Source organism: Patescibacteria group bacterium, from assembly GCA_041661505.1.
Classification (GTDB): domain Bacteria; phylum Patescibacteriota; class Patescibacteriia; order Patescibacteriales; family JBAZCA01; genus JBAZCA01.
This window is the reverse complement of sequence record JBAZUF010000001.1, coordinates 131,816-149,631: the sequence shown is the minus strand read 5'-3', so window position 1 is coordinate 149,631 and position 17,816 is coordinate 131,816. Positions and strand designations below refer to the sequence as shown.

Genomic DNA, 17,816 nt, shown 5'->3' with positions numbered 1-17,816 from the left:
TTCATTAACTAACAAATTATATGTCTAAGCACGCAATTTTTGATAAAAAAAACATACTGGTTACCGGCGGCGCGGGATTTATCGGCTCGCATTTATGCGACGAGCTTTTGAAAAATTCCAAAGTCATCTGCATCGACAATTTTATTACCGGCGACGAAAGGAATATCGACCATCTTCTCTCCAATCCTAATTTCGAATTCATCCGGCACGACATCGCCGAACCGCTTGATTTAGAAGCTATGCCCGAATTGGAAAAATTCAAAATAAAATTCCAGGGCATCCAGGAAATCTACAATCTAGCCTGCCCGGCTTCGCCGAAAAAATTCGATGAGAACAAAATCGCCACCCTGCTCGCTAATTCCACCGGGACAAAAAACATGCTGGATATCGCGGTTAAATACAGCGCCAAGTTCGTCCATTTTTCTTCTTCGGCCGTTTATGGCCCCGGTCGCCAGTCAAATGAAAAAATAAACGAAAGCGACGCTGGACAGGCGGACCCGGTTTCCGAGCGCAGCTCCTACGACGAAGGGAAGAGATTTTCCGAAACCCTGGTCGCGAACTACCGCCAGGTCTATAAACTGGATACTAAAATACTCCGCGTTTTCCGGGCTTACGGCCCGAGGATGAAGCTGAATGAAGGGCATATGTTTCCGGATTTTGTAATAAACGCCCTGGATAACGCCGAGCTGATAATCCATGGCGGCGAAGATTTTTCTTCTTCGATTTGCTACATAAGCGATATGATTGACGGGGCGATAAAAGTAGCCGAATCCGATGTCTCGGGGCCGATTAATTTAGGCTCGGAAATCGAGGTAAGATTTGCCGAGGTGGCCGGGAAGATTATTAAGATTCTTGATTCAAAATCAAAAATCAAGTACGATAAGGAAATTCTTATTATGACTCCGCTCTGCTTGCCGGATACGTCAAAAGCCCGCCAAGAGCTCGGCTGGCTGCCGGTCGTTACCTTGCAAAAAGGCCTGGAAAAAACCATCGACGATTTAAGGGCGAGCCAGCGGCTTATGAGGGTAAAGTAAAGCTTAATAGATGTGTTATGAGAATATACTGCGTTATCCCAGCTTATAACGAAGAAGATACAATCGTTGAAGTGCTAAAATCCGTCAAACCGGCCGTGGATCAGGTTGTTGTCGTTGACGACGGATCAGCTGACAAGACTTTTGAGCTTTCCAAAGCCCAAGGGGTTGCCGCGTTAAAGCACATATTTAACCGCGGCCAAGGCGCGGCGCTTGAAACCGGAAATGAATACGCTCTCCGCCGCGGCGCCGATATAATCGTCCATTTTGACGCTGACGGCCAATTTTTAGCCGAAGAAATAAAAGAGCTAACCGCGCCGATTGAAGCCGGGCAAGCTGACGTCGTATTCGGCTCAAGGTTTTTAGGGAAGAAAAACAACATGCCCTGGCTAAAAAGGCGCGTGATGATGCCTTTGGCGCGCCTTATGAACCGGGTTTTTTTCAGCGTTAAGTTAAGCGACCCGCAATCCGGGTTTAGGGCGATGAATGCCAAAGCCGCGAGGCAGGTAAAAATCACCAATGACGGCATGGCCCATTGTTCGGAAATTATCGGCAAAGTTTTTCAAAACGAATTAAGGGTTAAGGAAACGCCGATTACCGTAGTTTACCGCACCTTCGGCCAGGGGCCGGGAGGCGGACTGAAGATTATTAAGGATTTAATTATTTCAAAACTGCTCGGCTAAAAAATAATATGGATAACGCGCGGAATATTAAGCCATTCATAACCGCGGTCATGGGCATAAGTATATGATTCAGCAAATTTTAGCGCTTATAGTCATAATTTTTTTCCTTTCCCGGCTTTTTTGGCAAAAAAAGAAAGACGAGTTAGAAAACGCCGAATTCGTTTTTTGGCTCGTCTTTTGGGCTTTGGCCGCCGCCGCTATTGTCTTTATAAAATCAATTGACCGCTTTGTCGCCGATTTAGGCTTTTCCGCCACCGGCATTAACGTCCTCTTTTACGTCGCCGTTGTCTTGCTCTTTTATATTATCTTCCGCCTGCGCCTGCGGATTGAAAAAATGGAGCGCAACATCACCCGGATTGTCAGGGAAGTGGCGCTCCGGGAGAAGTAATAAGGCTAACATTTTCCCCTGGCCAATAGCGGGTAATACCCGTTTTTTTAAATAGCAAAAACCCATTACGTCCGGTAATGGGTCATAAAGTTAAAATTTGGCATGACTCCGCAACTCGGTTACTCGTTGTGGAACCGACCGAGGTGCTTACAGCTTCGCCTTGCCTGTTTCAAGGCTTCGTTAAGATGAAGCCCTTCGGCCATGCCTTTGTTTATAAAAACCTCCTCGGCTTTTACCCTGATTTTTGACAAAAGCTCCTTTATTCTTTTCTCGGCGTCCAAAAGCGAAGACCAGTTGCGGACACCGTCCAGTAAGCAACGTACTTTGTCGCCCGCTTGAGGCGACAACTCATTAAGATCATCAAGATTAAAATTTTTCATAGCCGCTCCAAGCGTTTGGTTTTTGTTAAAAGTATTTGAAAGGGCAAAATTACTCGTTGGGATTTTCCCGGGTTAAGATAACAATCTCCTGTCAAGGGCTAATGATTCCTTTTTAGCGAGTATATAAACTCTCAACTGGGTTGTCAAAGTATTTGTATTGTTGAGCTAATAAATAAGTGCTAATATAATAGAATAGCTTAATTCATATAATTGGAGGGTTATATGAAAATTAAATTCGCGAGGACTATTTGCATATTGCCGGTCATTTTTTTGGCGGGTATTTTTGTTTTTGGGGCTTTGGGGAGCGCGCCCGCGGTTAAAGCCGCCGACCCAACTGACGCGGCTGATTTTGGTGTTTGGCATTTCGATGAAAATAGCGGAACCGTTGCCTACGACTCCGGGCCGAACGGAAATAATTTAGAGTGGGGCCATAACCCCTGGGGCGGGGGAAAAATCGCGCCGGAAAGAGTTCGAGGCCAATGGGATTTAGGAATAAACTTTAGCCAAACCGAAGAATTGTATTCCCGGCAATTTTCTCCTGCTGTTTCATGGCCCGACGGATTAACAGTCGGAATTTGGATAAAAACGGATGTTGACACGCCACAGTATACCCGGTTTTTTTGGCTGGGAAATACTTTTGATTCAAGCGGCTCGCCGGCTAATCATTTTATGCTGGCAATAAAGGATGGCCATGCCGTCATAAAATTTAAAAAAGAAAACGAGTGGCAAGAGGAATTGGTTTCAGAGGCTCTGGTTAACGATTCAAACTGGCATTTTATCGCTGTCAGCCTGACTGCGTCCGGCCAGGCTAAGCTCTATATTGACGGAATAAAAGACGGGGAATTAAGTTTTGCCCAAACTATTCCAGCGGCCGAAAATATCGTAATCGGCCGGCGCGAAGATTATTACGCGCCTTACGCCTTAAATAATTTTAAAGGAGTAATTGATGACGTTTGGATCCGGTCGGAAAGCCTGGATGACAGTAAAATCCTGGAAATTTTTCAGTCCGCTAAGCCCTATAAGTCTGAAATAACTGAAACCGCATTAGCGCCAATCGCGGTAAAAGCTATTTATCATTTTGATGATACCGGAGATACGGCCTCCGACAGTTCGGGAAACGGCTATAACTTAAGCTGGGGCGCTAACCCTTGGGGCGGCGGAGAGCCGTCGCCAAGACGGGTTTCCGGGCGGTTTGATAAGGCAATAAATTTTAATAAGGTTGAAGATTTATTCAGCCGGAACGTTGACCCGCCGGTAAATTTTGAAAATGGGATTTCGGCCGGCGCCTGGATTAAGACCGGCGCCCAAAGCGATCCGGGAGCCCGTTTTTTAGTCTTAGGCGGAAATAATAAAGAAAACAATATTGTCCTTTCCGAAAAACTCGGCCAAGCGTTTTTGACAGTCAATTTTTCCGATGGCTGTACCGCGACAACTAACGGCCCGGCCTGCTTTTACCGGACATATAATATAACCTCCAGCCAATCCATTAACGACAATAACTGGCATTTTATCTCCTTCACCTTTGATCCGCGCGCCCATAATCACACGCTAAAACTCTATATAGACGGCGAAGAAGAGGGGAGCGAATTTATTCCGGGTAATCCGCCTTCTTTCGGGCAAGTTAAAGTCGGCTACCGGGAAGATAATTCTTGCGGACGTTTCTGCAATTTCATGGGAGACGTTGACGATTTATTCATCCTTTCTTCAATTTTATCTCCCGAAGAAGTAAAGCAAATTTACGAAAGCGGCCAACCCTTTGCCTGGCCATTAGTAAAAGAAAAAGATCCAGTGATTATAGTGCCGGGGATTTTGGGGAGTTGGCAAAGCTTGAATATAAAGCTGATTGATCCCATCCTGCATACCTATGATAATTTAATAGAGGCTTTAATCCAGAGCGGATACGAATTGGATAAGAATTTATTCGTTTTTCCTTATAATTGGCGGCAAAATAATGTGACGACCGCCGGCCAGCTAAAAGATAAAATTCAAGAGATAAAAGAAATAACCGGTAAAACAAAAGTGGATATTGTAGCCCATAGCATGGGCGGATTAGTGGCCCGGTATTATGTTCAAAGCAGTGAATATCAAAATGACGTTGATCAATTAATATTCTTAGGAACCCCGCATAAAGGCGCGCCGGAAGATTATTTAGCTTGGGAAGGTTCATATTTTTTGGCCAATAATTGGCTATTAAATAGTGTGCTAGGACTTGAAGCGGCTGAGCATAAATACTTAAATATTATTAAGTATATCCATGAACAAGCGCCCAGCGTGGAGCAGCTCTTACCGACTTATAATTATCTGCAAAATAAACTTGGCGATAGTTGGATAGACAGAATTTACCCGGTACAATACCCGAGGAATGAATTTTTAGAAAACCTTAATACGCAAGCCGGGATTTCCGCGCTTAAAGGAAGGGCTAATATTATTAACATATTCAGCCATTCGCTAAAAGCTAACACAACGGTCTCGAAAATAAGGGTAATTAGTGATCCGGATATATATGACAGCAAATGGATGGACGGCTATCCGGAGAATCTAGATGATGGCAATGCTGATTGTTTGATTCTAGGTGACGGCGACCGTACGGTCCCCAACGAAAGCTCTAACAGCTTAGCCGGTGTTAAGACTATTGAGCTTTCCGGATATGATCATCGCCAGATGGTAACCGCCGCGCAAAAAGAAGTTATTAAAGAACTAACGGGAAAAACGCCGGACAAGTATATCGATAGCTTGTGGTCAGCTATCAAAAGAATTTTTTTCATAAGAGTTTATTCTCCAGTTGATTTTACTATTATTGCGCCGGACGGTAAGAGACTGGGCAAAGATTTTTTTTCAAATACAGATTTAAACGAGATTGACGGCGCTTTTTATTCAGGTTTTGGGGCAGAAGAAGAATTTGCGACAATTTTAGAGCCAATGGACGGCGAATACAAAATAGAAATTCAAGGAGTTAGCCGAGGAGGACAATATCAATTAGGTACCAGTTTGATTAATACCGATAACGAATCGGAAATCGAGAAAAACTACCAAGGCAATATTGCCGAAAATCAGGTTCAGGAATTTAGAATTAACTATTCCAGTACGTCGGATAATCCGTTAAGCGACCCCGAGCCCATTGATTTAGTAGCGCCAACTATTAATATTACTTCTCCAGCTGAAGGAAGTAATTATTTGCATAATGCAACTATGCAAATTGAATATAGCGCCACCGACGATTTTTCAGGTATTTCCGCAACTTCAACTCTCCTAGACGGCCAAAGCGTAGATAATGAAAAAGCTGACTTATTTTTCCTAAAAACCGGAGAACATTTATTAGAATTTAGGGCTCTTGATAAAGCGGGAAATATGGCTACTTCAACAGTCAAATTTAATATAACCGCTACTCCGGACAGCGTAATTTCAGATATCCAAAGGTTATATAATCTTAGGTGGATATACGACCGGATAACCAGTAAATTACTGATAACCGAGATTGAAGAAATTAAATGGAGATTGAAGCTGTTAAATGAAGCAAAAAATATAATTATTAGGACCAGAGGAAAAATAGAAGCCAACAATTCAATCCCAGCTAAAACTAAGGTTAAAATGTTCCAAAGATACAATGAAGAGCTGGAAAGGTTGGACAAGGAAAATGATAAAAAGTTGAAAGTAGTTTTCGACCGGATGGAAAAATCGCTTTGGAAATATTTGACTAGGCATTTAATTAATCAAAAAGCTTATGATATAATTAAAGATGACTTTAACTATTTAAAAAATAATTTATAAATGTATGATTGATTTTAGAGAGTATTATAAAAGACAGCAGAAAATGAATATTTACATGCTGAGTCTATTTTTATCATTTATTTTTTATTGGCTATTTTATGAATTATATCTATGGATATTTAAGCCAATAATGACCGGATACAGTATGTTTAATATAATCCCTGAGTGGCTTGGTAACGTGATCGTAGGTACAATTTTTGCTCTATACTTTTTTATACCACTTCTAGTATTTTCGTTTATTCAAAAAAATACTTTTCAAGCTTGGATTATGGGGGCATCAATCCCTCTAGTCTTCGCATTACTTGGCGGAGGTAAATATCTATTGGTCGCGTTGAGCTTATCAATTATGGGTTGGCTTTTGGCACAAATAGTCTTATTGGTAAAAAAACAAGTTTCAAAATAAAGCCAATTTTTTCATCAAATCTTAATCCAATCTTAATGTTGATTTAATATAATATCGGCGTTCGTTTTTTGGTTAATTTGACAGCAGGATTTTATTATTGTGGCCTATAAAGGTCTATTGACCAGTTAGAAGGGCTGTGCTACTTTTAAAATGTTAAATAATAACCTAACCGGATCCTATGCGGCAAGTTTTTCCACCATGCCAACTTGCAAAAACCGGTAAGCTCATTGAGCCTAATTTTATGAACCGCTGAACGCGGTTTTTTGTTTTTTCGGGATAAATTTTTTAGATATTTTCTTAAAACAAAATTAATTATCTTTTAAGAATAAACGTATGAGCAAGTTTATTAAAACATCTCTAAAGAAACGCGCTGTGAAATGGCCGGTCTTCGGCTTACTCGGCGCGTTTTTAATTTTTGGAACAATCTTCGCGGTTAATTATGTTTTTGCCGTTGGAGACGCGACCATTGCCCCTGCCAGCAATGGAACTAATGTGTCTATTGATACAACTTCGGCTCCTGGCGGATCGGGAACCTGGAGAACTCTAAGCGGACCGACTATTAATGAAACCGCGCCCGGAAGCATAGAGGTTGGAACGCATACTTTTAATCTTCCGGATGGATGGGAATTTAATACGGGATCAACTGTAACCGTGGTAAGGACTGTCGGCGATATTGAACCGGAGAGCCAAGTGATAACGCCCGGCCCGAATTCTTTTACTTTTTCGATCACAGGAGCTTCCACGGCAAATAGCGGCCTCGCTTTTATTATCAGTAGTATGAAGGTCCGGCCGACGGGTATTGCTCCCTCTACCGGCAACATAACCCATTCAAGTGTAGATGGTGCCGCTATTGCAGGGGTTACAGATGGGGTTGGAGGTACCAGTTTTGGCACTTTATCTACTATTGCCGGAGCGCCAACACAAGTTAAGATTGAAACCGCGGCTAATGGGAGCGGAACTGTAATTTCGCCGCAGGATGTGATTTCCGGAAATACCTTAACTGCATATACCATTGAGAGGGATCAATTCAATAATTTCGTAAATAATGTCGCGGCTACTTGGTCATTAATCGATAAGACCCCTGACGTTGTCGATGCTAATTTAGTACCGGCCGGAGATAGCAAAAGCGCGACTTTTACCGGGGTTTTAGTGGGAAGCGGAGTAATCCATGCGGTTGATGGCTCTTTTACGGACGATACTGGCACTTTAACAGTTGTACCCGGTCCGGTTAGCGCCGATAATTCTATTGTTGCGGTAGACAAGGACAGAGAAACTGTAAGTGGCGGAGATAATATTATTACCATTACGGTAACGGTAAAAGACGCGGCCGGAAACGTAATACCTAACTCTAGCGTGACAGTCGACTCAACCGGAACAGAAAATGAACTTAATCCTGTACCAGCGACAACAAATGCTTTAGGAGTAGCAACGGTTACCTTCTCTTCCACTAAAGCTGAAGAAAAAACTATTACTGCGACCGCTGATGGTACTTTAATTGTGCTGACCCAGGAAGTTACATTTAATCACGATGTTGCCAGCCGATTAGAAATGGCAACACAACCTTCGGCAACTGCAACGGCGGGCGAAGCTTTTGCCACTCAACCAGTTGTAAAAATTGTTGACCAATTTGGCAACTTGATCAGTGAAGATGATTTATCAGTAATAACCGCAACGAGGAACAGCGCCAGCGGTAGTAGGGACCTCGGAGGAACTTTGACAGCGACTGTTTCTGGAGGCATCGCTACCTTTACTAACATAGTTTATACCGAAGCGGTAACTATAGCTTTGAATTTTAGCTCGGACAGCCTCACTCCTGTTACTTCCAATTCAATCGCTGTAGCTCCAAATGTACCATCAGTTGTAACTTTCTCTACGGCGCCAGCGGCGGTCATAACCGACACCGTAGACAATCCAATCTCCACCCAACCAATAGTGCTGGTCAAAGACGCTTATGAAAATAACGTGGCCAACGGAACTGATGTTCTTCTTACTAAGGCTAGTGGTGCGGGCGATTTGCGGGGAGCTCTTAGTTTGGCAACTACAAACGGTTTAGCGACCTTTACTAATGTTGCTTACAGCCAGGTGGATATCTTTAAAATCACTGCGACCGCTGGAACCGTTTCAGCTACAAGCGGCGACATCGGTCCGCTTAAAGCCGGTGTAATCACCGCTTTCACGCTAACCGCCCCGACTCCAGTTACGGCTGGAACCGCATTTACGGTTAGCGTCGCCGGAGCAGTTGACCAATTTGGCAATCCTGCTTCCGGAACCGTTACTGTTTCTGCTAGCTCTGGCGGTGGCGATTCTCCAAGCGGCGCACACCCTGAATATAATCCAATCACAGTTACTGACGGAACGGGAAGCGCGGAAAGCACTTTGTTTAACGCAGTGAGTACGGTTTTGCATGGCGCCGCAGGATTGGCAGCTGACGATACCGCAGCAATTACTGTTAACTCGGACGTGGCAAATAAAGTGGTCGTAACCAGCAGCAAAGCTTCTGTTAACGCCGATGGTGTTGATAGTGCTGGAATTACCGGCCAACTAAAAGATCAGTATGACAACAATAGGCCTCAAGCCGGAGTTTCCATTACCTTAACAAGAACCAAGGGAACTCTTGATCCGGCTGGAATGCAAACCACTGACGCTGACGGAATTGTTGTTGCAACCCTAACCTCGGGAGCCGACCGAACGGCCGGGACTGCTACGCTTAGTGCCACTTCTGCTGGCCTGATCATTATAGATGCTTCAGTTGATTTTATAGATGTTACTCCGCCGGAAGCCCCTGTAATTACGAACCCGGCCGCGGCAACAGTTGTTATTAACGAAACCACAAAGCCGACTCAAGTGATTTCCGGGACAGCAGAAGCTGATTCAATAGTGGAGATATATATTGGAATAGTACCAAGCGGAGTTACTACTACCGCAACCGGAGGCAATTTCAGCTTTAGTAATTTACAGTTGGAAACCGCCGGAATAGTTAGCGAATTAGATTATGACGCCGCTAAGGTTGTAACTGTAACCTCTACTGACGCCGCAGACTTAGAAAGCGCTCCATCAAATTCAGTTTCTTATACCCAAGACACTACTAGGCCAACCTTCGCTATTCAATATTATTCAGATGCCGGCCTTACAACTGAATTAACTGACAATAAGAGATTAAAAGTCGGGACCTATTATATAAAGATTACCGCTAACGAAGCTTTAAGCGAAGCGCCAAGAATTTCGATTGACGCGGAAGGTACAGCTAATGACGTAAGCAGCGTCGATGCTACTTTAGTCGCGGGAAATGATTATAAATATGACCGAGTGATCGCCAGTGATGTTGCCGCTGTCGGCGAAGTTTTAGAAAATATTGCCATTACCGGAACAGACGCAGTTGGCAATACTGCTACAAATATTAATCCTACCAATGAAGCTACTAAAGCTGCATATACCGATACAGTTGCACCGACAATCACAAGCTACACTCTAAATGGAAGCGGAGCTAACGTTACTTTTGACCCAACCAATCCCGCAAGCGTATCCATCGTAATTAATGCCAGTGAAATTATCGACAATTGGGTTTCACTGCAGGTGGTGCAGGGAGGTGTAACTAAGAAAAGTTATATCCCTGCAACTGATGATGGAACCGCTATTTTGAATGAAGCTTGGGATGGGTCATTAAGTGCAGGTGGCACTGCTCCTGATGGTGTTTACACAATGGAGGTGCATATGATTGACCGGGCTGGAAATGAGGTTGATAATGTTGCATTGGACACTTATACTATGACTGTTGATACGGGCACCCCGACTATCACTGGCTTCACCGCTCCCGCGCTTGATACAGTATATAAGGATAATATCGCAGTGGCTTTTACGCCTAACGACCCGGGGCCTGGCACGGCTTTAATTTGTAGCTATACAGTTGACAGCCCAGTGCTTGAAGGAACAATTCCTTGTACCACCGGCGTGCCGATAAGTACAACTATTTCAGGAGCCTCTGATGGGCGCCACACCCTAACGGTTACTGTTACTGACGCGGCCGGAAACACCGTTTCCGAAACATCCGCTTCGTTTGTATTAGATACAGACGATACTTTGACCGTTGATGATACGGCTCTTAATAATCCTGATTTTGACACCATTCAGGAAGCTGTTACTAAATCAACTGCCGGAGATACAATTGATATTGCTGCCGGGACGTACGACCAGGGTGCCAGCGAGATAACAATAAATAAATCTCTTACTATAGCCGGCCCGAACGTCAGCATAAGCCCTAACGGCGGGTCGCGTGTTGCAGAGGCAATTATTGAAGGTTCTGCTGGCGGAGGACCTGCAACTTTTAATATAACTTCAGGGACCGCGGTTGTAACTTTTGAAGGACTTACGTTCGCGACCACCGGGGCAGAAATGCGAAGCGATGCTTCCGGGGCAACTATCTCGCTCCGTAAAAATATATTCAGCGGAGCTATGACCGATGGCTTGTACTTCGAGGATCCTATCCTCACTCTAGACGATAACTTGTTTACGAGCATTGACACGCCCAACGCGGATACAGTTCAGGTTGGAGGACATTACTCGGCGAGCGCCAATACTATCACCATTACTAATAATACGTGGACCGGCATAACAAGTTCCGGCGCACTGAATCTAAGCAGCGTTACCGGCAACATAACCGGAAACACTTTTAACGGAGTCCAGTATTACGGTATGCTGATTGCAAATACTTCGGGGAATCTTAATATCTCTAATAATACATTTAACAACATTACCAACCCTGATCCGGGTACTAGCGCAACCTGGGGCGCGGGTATCCGCACCTATCACGATTTAGGCTTAGTTTATGCCGGTCCGATAACTGTTACGGGAAACACATTCAGCAATTCATATCTAGGAATATCCGTGCGCGCTGGAAGCGATATTTCCGGAGCCGAGTTTAGCGTCAGCAACAACTCATTCACCGGAAACACTACCGGCATATTAAACGCCGGAACCGGCACCTTGAACGCCGCGCAAAACTGGTGGGGAGATCCGAGCGGCCCATATAATCTGACTTCAAATCCTCATGGAACCGGCAACGCCGTTAGTGACAATGTCGCTTTTACTCCATGGTATTTTGATGCGGAACGGACTGACATAAGTTTAGTGCTTCCGACTGCAACGCTTTCCGGGACACCAGCCGATCCGACCAGTTTAACCTCGGCCAGTATAACCGTAGGCGACGCGAATATTGTTTATTATAAATATAAACTGGACGGCGGAGCATTCGGGGCTGAAACTGCAGTTGCGGATCTAATTACCTTGGCCGGCTTGTCAGACGGTTCGCATACAGTTTACGTAATCGGCCGGGATAAATATGGCAACTGGCAAGCTGAATTGAGCGCGACTACTCATACTTGGACAGTAGATACGGCCGCGCCAGCCGGCTACGCGGTAACTTTATACCCGAGCAGCCTAAAAACTTCGGCTAATTTCAACTTTACCGGAGCCGAAGTTGGCGCGAACTTTACTTATAGCCTGGACGATACCGATCCGATGACCGCGGCAGTTGAAGGAAGCGGAATCGCCACCTCAACCACTTACCACGTCGGCTCGATTAACACTTCGACCCTGTCTGACGGAGTAGTTACGCTTACGGTTGTTATGACTGACGCCGCCGGTAATTCAGGCCTTCCGGCTACTGCCACTCGAACTAAAGATACAACTCCACCGTCGATTACTATTAATAACGGGGTTGAAGCAGGTCCGGTAAAAGATGATGTTATTAATATCACTTCCAGCGATCCTCATTTGAGCGCTACTTACAATAATTATAGCTTTAGCTCCGACGCAGTTTGTAATAGTACTGACTTCAGCGCACCACTAAACACATATGTGAGCGGGGCTGATTTCACAATCTCCGGCGACCATACCGATTATCTCTGCGTAAGAGCTAGAGATAGCTATAGTAATTTTACCTACCAACTCGTCGGCCAGCTGAATACGGATAACACCAATCCGGTCATGAGCTTGTCGAGCATGTTTACGGGGCAGACTTTGACTGGCGGAAATATTTATACGATAAACTGGACGGCGACGGACTTGAATATCGGGCCGCCGGCCGGAACGCCGATTAAAATCGAATTTACTTCGGACGGGGGATTGACTTGGTCTTCGGTCGTCGGGGCGACGGAAAATGACGGCGCTTATTCGTGGACCGTGCCGGCTATTAATAGCTCTGATTGCCAGATAAGAGTTACGGTGACCGATTTGGCGACTAACGCGGATTTTGACTTAAGCAGTACCTTTACGATTACTCATTCGACCGTTGTTGATACGACGGATCCGGTTATCGCGGTCAACAGCCCGAACGGCGGAGAGACTTGGGATGAAGGGTCAACCCATACGCTTACTTGGACCGCGACTGACAATGTTACCTCGTCAGCGAACATCCTGGTTACCCTGGACTATTCAACTGACGGCAGCGCTACTTGGCATAACATCGTAACAAATACTTCAAATAGCGGAGGTCACCCATGGACTATTCCGGCCGGTGCCAATTCTACGAATGTCTTTATCCGGGCTACTGCTACTGACGCCGCGGGTAATACCGGTTCTGATATGAGCAACACAGCCTTTAATATCGCCGTACCGGTCGCTTACCCTGATCCGATTTGTACCGGTCCGGTAGCCGGAGTTTATACCTGCACTATTTCTTTGAGCTCGGGCTGGAATTTAATGTCTTTGCCGGTGATTCCGGGGAGTACGGCGATTGAAGACGTAATTGCCGGAATAAAAACAAATCTTGATACCGTCCAATACTATTATAATGGCGACTGGCAGACCTTCACGGTCCAGGAAGGCCATCCTGAATTGCCGGGAGTAGGCGATTTAGGAATTATGAAAGATGGCAACGGCTATTGGGTGAATATGAATGGCAGCGATACTTTAACAATTGCCGGAACTATCGCCCCGGAAGCGCCAAATCCGCCTACCAGCTATCCGGTAATCTCCGGCTGGAATTTGATCGGCCTTAAATCAATTTCGGCTTACAAGACTACGACTACCTATCTTTCGACTTTGCCTTCCGGATATATCGTCTTTGACCAATCGAACGCTGATAAAACCGGCTCTTACATGCAAGGCGGAAAAGGCTACTGGCTCTGGTCGACCGGCGCCGGAAATATCGTGCCTACTGACTAATGACTAACAAAAAAAGGGGGAGCCTTGCTAAAATGGCCGGGCTCCCCTAAAGTGGTGAGACATTATATTAAGATATCATTATGAAAAAAATCCTATCCCTATTCATGCTTGTCGCATTCTTAGCTCCGGCTGCGGTTTTTGGCGCTGATTCAGTTCCGGCAATTCCCTTAGTGGTTTACGGGGATTTGAAAATTGATTCCGCCAACGCCCCGATCGGAACAGTTGTTACGGTCTTTAACGGCGCGACTGAAACCGCGCGGGTTTCTTCGACCCAGGCCGGAAAATATTTTATCGAAGTGCCAGCCGCTAATGCCGGTGCGAATTTAGTTTACAAAGTCAATGGAACGTACGCAACGGAAAAAGTTTGCGTCAATCCGGTTTCGCAGGCTTCGGACAAAATTGACTTAAGCATAACAACAACGACTTCAGGCGGTTCCGGCGGATCGGGTGGTAGTGGCGGCGGAGGTGGTTCGGGCTCTGGCGGCGGCGGTGGAGCTTCCGGAGGAGGTTCGGGAAGCAGTAGTGGATCGGGGTCTGGCAGTTCTTCAGGCGATTCCAATACGAATAATGGAAGCGCAAACCTAATTAGTCCCGGCCCAAGCGTCCCTTCAACTCCGGGCCAGGTATTGGGTGAAAAAATCAGCGACCAGATTTTAGACGATATTGAAGGCGAAGCCAAAATTTTGAATACCGGGAATGTTGACAGCTTGCTAGCCCATCTTGGAAACAAAAGGGAGTTAAGCCGCGAGACAAGCGGGAAAAAGAAGTATATTGATAAGCTAATCAAGGGACTAAAAAATTATTCGGCTACTAATCAGAATGCTTACCTGAACTTTATCGTTTACGGCACCCGGCGGACTCAAGGCTTAGGCGAAGGAGAGCGGGCCGGAGTTTTAGATTCCTATAGGGCCGCCTTTGGAAAACTTCCGAAAACCGAAACTGAATGGCGGGACGCCTTAAAGATTTCTTTGGGAAGATGGCCGGCGGAAAAAAGCAAAGCGGCCGAAGACCGGGCAAAATTAACCTTTAAGAAAATCTACGGCCGTAACGCGAACCTCTCGAACGCTAACGATAACGCCGCTATTACGATAATGGCTTACGGGTTAAGGACCGCGAAAAGGAATACCAAAAACGAAGCCGCGGCCATAAAAACCTTCAAATTCATCTTCAAAAAGAATCCGAGCCTGGCTTCAGACTGGGACATTGTTCGGGCTATCGCTTATTCAGGGGCGAAAAGGTAAGTTCGACTGCTTCCTGATGTCCGAAAACGGGATATTGTTCGGTCCGCCAGCCGGCGGATTATTCAGGGGCGAAAAGATAGGAAAAGAGCTCTCTAACTCTCTAAAGCTAATTTCATGCGCAAAACGGCGATAAAATTTCTTTTTGCCTTCTTATTTTTCTTGCCTTTGGCGGCCTGGGCCGTTATTCCCGACCCGCCGAGCTTGCCGGTATTTTATTATGGGAATGTTACTATCGACGGCTCCCCGGCGGCGCTTGATACCTTGATAACGATAAAAAAAGTAGCCGATAATTCCGAATGGGCGACAACCAGCCCAAGGCAAACCGGGAAATATTACTATGAAATGCCTTGCTCGGAAATGGTTGGGGAAAATTTATTTTTTTCCATAAACGGCAATATTGCCGGTGAAACGGTTTGTCCGGACGTTGCCTCAACCGCGAGCGTCAATTTGAATTTGATTTTAAGCCCTGAAGAACGGATGGCTAACCAATGGACTAGTAGTACAACTTTTCCCTCGACTCTCGCGCCGGACGCGGAGGCCAAAGTTAGTTTTACTCCAACCGCGAGCGGAACCGACAAACAGGTAACAATCGGCGCCGGAGGATTTTTAATTAAAAGGGAAGCTACTGACCCGAATTACCGGTTTGAGATAAATTTTCCGGCCGGAACCGTTATTACCGGGAGTTCGACCTGGGACGGCTCGATTATCGCTCCGACTATTAAGCCGAATACAACCGTAACAGTCCCGAGCGACCCGGGAAAGTTAGCCGAAGTTTTAGAAACAATTGAAATCGGATTTTCGGGCGAGCATTTAATCTTTGATCAGCCGGTAAGCATACTTTTGCCCGGGCAAACCGGAAGGCGGGTCGGGTATTCAAGAAACGGCGGAGATTTTACGGAAATCACCAATGTCTGCCCGGCTAATAATGGCGCGAGCTTGGTGGGCGGCGTAACCGAATGCAAGTTTGACAACGGCGTTGATTTGTATATCTGGACCAAGCACTTTACTTTTTTTACCACCTTTGCCCAAAATCCCTTGCCTCCGCCGTCTGGTTCTTCCGGAGGTTCTTACCAATCAACCGCCAGCTGTTCTAGCGTTGAATATAGCGATTGGGGAGTATGTAAGGATGGAAAGCAAGCAAGGACTGCAGTTTCGAAACAGCCCGGCAATTGCGAAATGAGCCAAACGGAAAAAAATTCGCTGGAAAGAGCCTGTGTTATAGAAGAGGAAAAAAACGGATCAGAAGAAGAAAAAAACGAGGAAGAGAAAAAAGACAATGGAGTTGTGCTCGGGGAAAAAATCTACAAGGACGGATCTTTAATCAGCGGTTCGGATAGAAAAATATATTATATTGAAAACCAAAAGCGCCGCTGGATCGTTGATTTAATTGCTTTGAGAAAATTCAAAGGAAAAAAAGTAAACATTGTTACTGATTTTACTATTTACGCTTATCCGGCCGGTGCTCCTATTTTTGGCTATACAGAAGGCGATTTAATCCGGGGCAAGGACAAGAAAATTTACCATATTGAAAAAGGCCAAAAGGTTTATGTCCGCAGTCTGGCGGAATTAAGAAAGAAATTTTTTGGCCGGCCGATTATCAATATTTAGAAAGGGTTTTCCGGCTTCGCCAGAACTAAAAAATCATCCCGCCTAAACGCGGGATGATTTTTATAAATTTGTTTTATCTTGCGGAAAAAAACTTAAAACTTAAAGACGTCCGAAAATTTTCCGATTAAAGGCAAGGGAGCTTCTTTTCCGCCGACCGCGTTGCTGATGCCGATGATTAATAATACCAGCGTTCCTAAGCTTAAAATCCAGCTAATCGTGTACCAGAAATAAAACGGCATTATCCGGCCGATAACATTTAACAAAACTACGAGAAGAAACAGGACTAAGCCTTGCTTGGTGTGGTATTTTACGAACGAATCTTTTTTCGCGTCGCCGGTTAACAGCGGAATAAAAAATAAAATGTAGGCGATGACCGCCATCGCGGTATTTTTTTTCCCGCCGAAGACTGGAGGATTTTGGGCCATATCAATTGAATTAAAAATTAATATTAAACTATTGGCTTACTTTTATTATATTGGCGCTTACGTCCTGCGAGCCAATTTCAAAAGCAAAAGTATATACGGCGGTTTCATTACTGCCGGCCGAAACCGTAGCGCTTTTGTCCGAGATGCCGCTTTGGATAACCGGCAAGCCTTTATCGGCAAGGGCCTTAGAAAGCGCGCCCAAATCAGCTCCGGTTGCCAATCGGGAGATTTTGAATTCCATAATGCTATAGCTCGTGCTTTGGTCGGTGTAATTATTAGTATTGGCGCCGGTTAACTTCGCGCTGCCAAAAACTTTTTCTATAATTTCTTTAGCTTCGCCGGCCGCGGCTTTGGAGGCGGCGTCATAAGCCGCTACTTCTTCGGTTTCGTTATAGCGGTCTTGGGGCGTCTTGGCCGCTTCCTTTTTTTCATCTTCTTTCTGCTTAGCTTCTTCCTTGGCCGCTATCTTGGCGATTTCCTGGGCCATCTGGCCGGAAATATTGCCGCCCGCGCCGGTCATTTTATCTAAAATTCCTCCGCCGGTATTTATTCCGTACATTTGCTTTAAAATCTGGTTAGCTAATTGCTGTTGGCGCCAGCGGTTATAGCCGTAATACGCGCCGCCAAGCACGACGACGGTTATGGCGATGATAATGATGGTTTTTTTATCCATACAAGTTTATTGTTAAATTAAGTGAGTAAATTCTTCGACCTTTATATTTTATGGT

Annotated in this window: 11 protein-coding genes; 8 read left to right on the top strand and 3 right to left on the bottom strand. The window is 45.2% G+C overall.

Features of this window, described 5'->3' with window-relative positions:
- The first annotated feature begins 20 nt into the window (after window positions 1-20).
- The 3 genes from WC715_00760 (at window position 21) to WC715_00750 (ending at window position 2,102) form a co-directional block, all read left to right on the top strand.
- Complete coding sequence (locus tag WC715_00760; protein ID MFA6170981.1) at window positions 21-1,034, top strand: NAD-dependent epimerase/dehydratase family protein; 1,014 nt, start codon at window positions 21-23, stop codon at window positions 1,032-1,034.
- A 17-nt stretch (window positions 1,035-1,051) separates the two neighbouring features.
- Entirely contained in the window at window positions 1,052-1,714 is a 663-nt protein-coding gene (locus WC715_00755; protein ID MFA6170980.1) for a glycosyltransferase family 2 protein, read from the top strand.
- A gap of 64 nt (window positions 1,715-1,778) precedes the next feature.
- A complete protein-coding gene (locus tag WC715_00750; protein MFA6170979.1) occupies window positions 1,779-2,102 on the top strand; it encodes a DUF2304 domain-containing protein in 324 nt (107 codons plus the stop codon).
- Window positions 2,103-2,221: 119 nt separating this feature from the next.
- Here WC715_00750 and WC715_00745 read toward each other — a convergent pair whose 3' ends face one another.
- Window positions 2,222-2,482 carry a hypothetical protein gene (locus WC715_00745; protein MFA6170978.1) on the bottom strand — a complete coding sequence of 87 codons (261 nt, stop codon included), beginning with the start codon at window positions 2,480-2,482 and terminating at the stop codon, window positions 2,222-2,224.
- A gap of 222 nt (window positions 2,483-2,704) precedes the next feature.
- Here WC715_00745 and WC715_00740 point away from each other — a divergent pair, with 222 nt between their 5' ends.
- The 5 genes from WC715_00740 to WC715_00720 all read left to right on the top strand — a co-directional run bounded on the left by WC715_00740 (window position 2,705) and on the right by WC715_00720 (window position 16,663).
- Window positions 2,705-6,250 (top strand): alpha/beta fold hydrolase, encoded by a 3,546-nt coding sequence (locus WC715_00740; GenBank protein MFA6170977.1) that lies wholly within the window; start codon window positions 2,705-2,707, stop codon window positions 6,248-6,250.
- Between the two features lie 145 nt (window positions 6,251-6,395).
- Window positions 6,396-6,653 carry a hypothetical protein gene (locus WC715_00735; protein ID MFA6170976.1) on the top strand — a complete coding sequence of 86 codons (258 nt, stop codon included), beginning with the start codon at window positions 6,396-6,398 and terminating at the stop codon, window positions 6,651-6,653.
- A 333-nt stretch (window positions 6,654-6,986) separates the two neighbouring features.
- A complete protein-coding gene (locus tag WC715_00730) occupies window positions 6,987-13,814 on the top strand; it encodes an Ig-like domain-containing protein (protein MFA6170975.1) in 6,828 nt (2,275 codons plus the stop codon).
- Between the two features lie 80 nt (window positions 13,815-13,894).
- Window positions 13,895-15,055, top strand: coding sequence for a hypothetical protein (locus tag WC715_00725; GenBank protein ID MFA6170974.1), 1,161 nt, complete (start codon window positions 13,895-13,897; stop codon window positions 15,053-15,055).
- Window positions 15,056-15,169: 114 nt separating this feature from the next.
- Complete coding sequence (locus tag WC715_00720; GenBank protein ID MFA6170973.1) at window positions 15,170-16,663, top strand: hypothetical protein; 1,494 nt, start codon at window positions 15,170-15,172, stop codon at window positions 16,661-16,663.
- A gap of 92 nt (window positions 16,664-16,755) precedes the next feature.
- Here WC715_00720 and WC715_00715 read toward each other — a convergent pair whose 3' ends face one another.
- Together WC715_00715 and WC715_00710 are read right to left on the bottom strand one after the other, a co-directional pair.
- A complete protein-coding gene (locus tag WC715_00715) occupies window positions 16,756-17,088 on the bottom strand; it encodes a hypothetical protein (protein ID MFA6170972.1) in 333 nt (110 codons plus the stop codon).
- Window positions 17,089-17,116: 28 nt separating this feature from the next.
- Entirely contained in the window at window positions 17,117-17,761 is a 645-nt protein-coding gene (locus WC715_00710) for a hypothetical protein (protein MFA6170971.1), read from the bottom strand.
- Window positions 17,762-17,816: the final 55 nt, after the last annotated feature.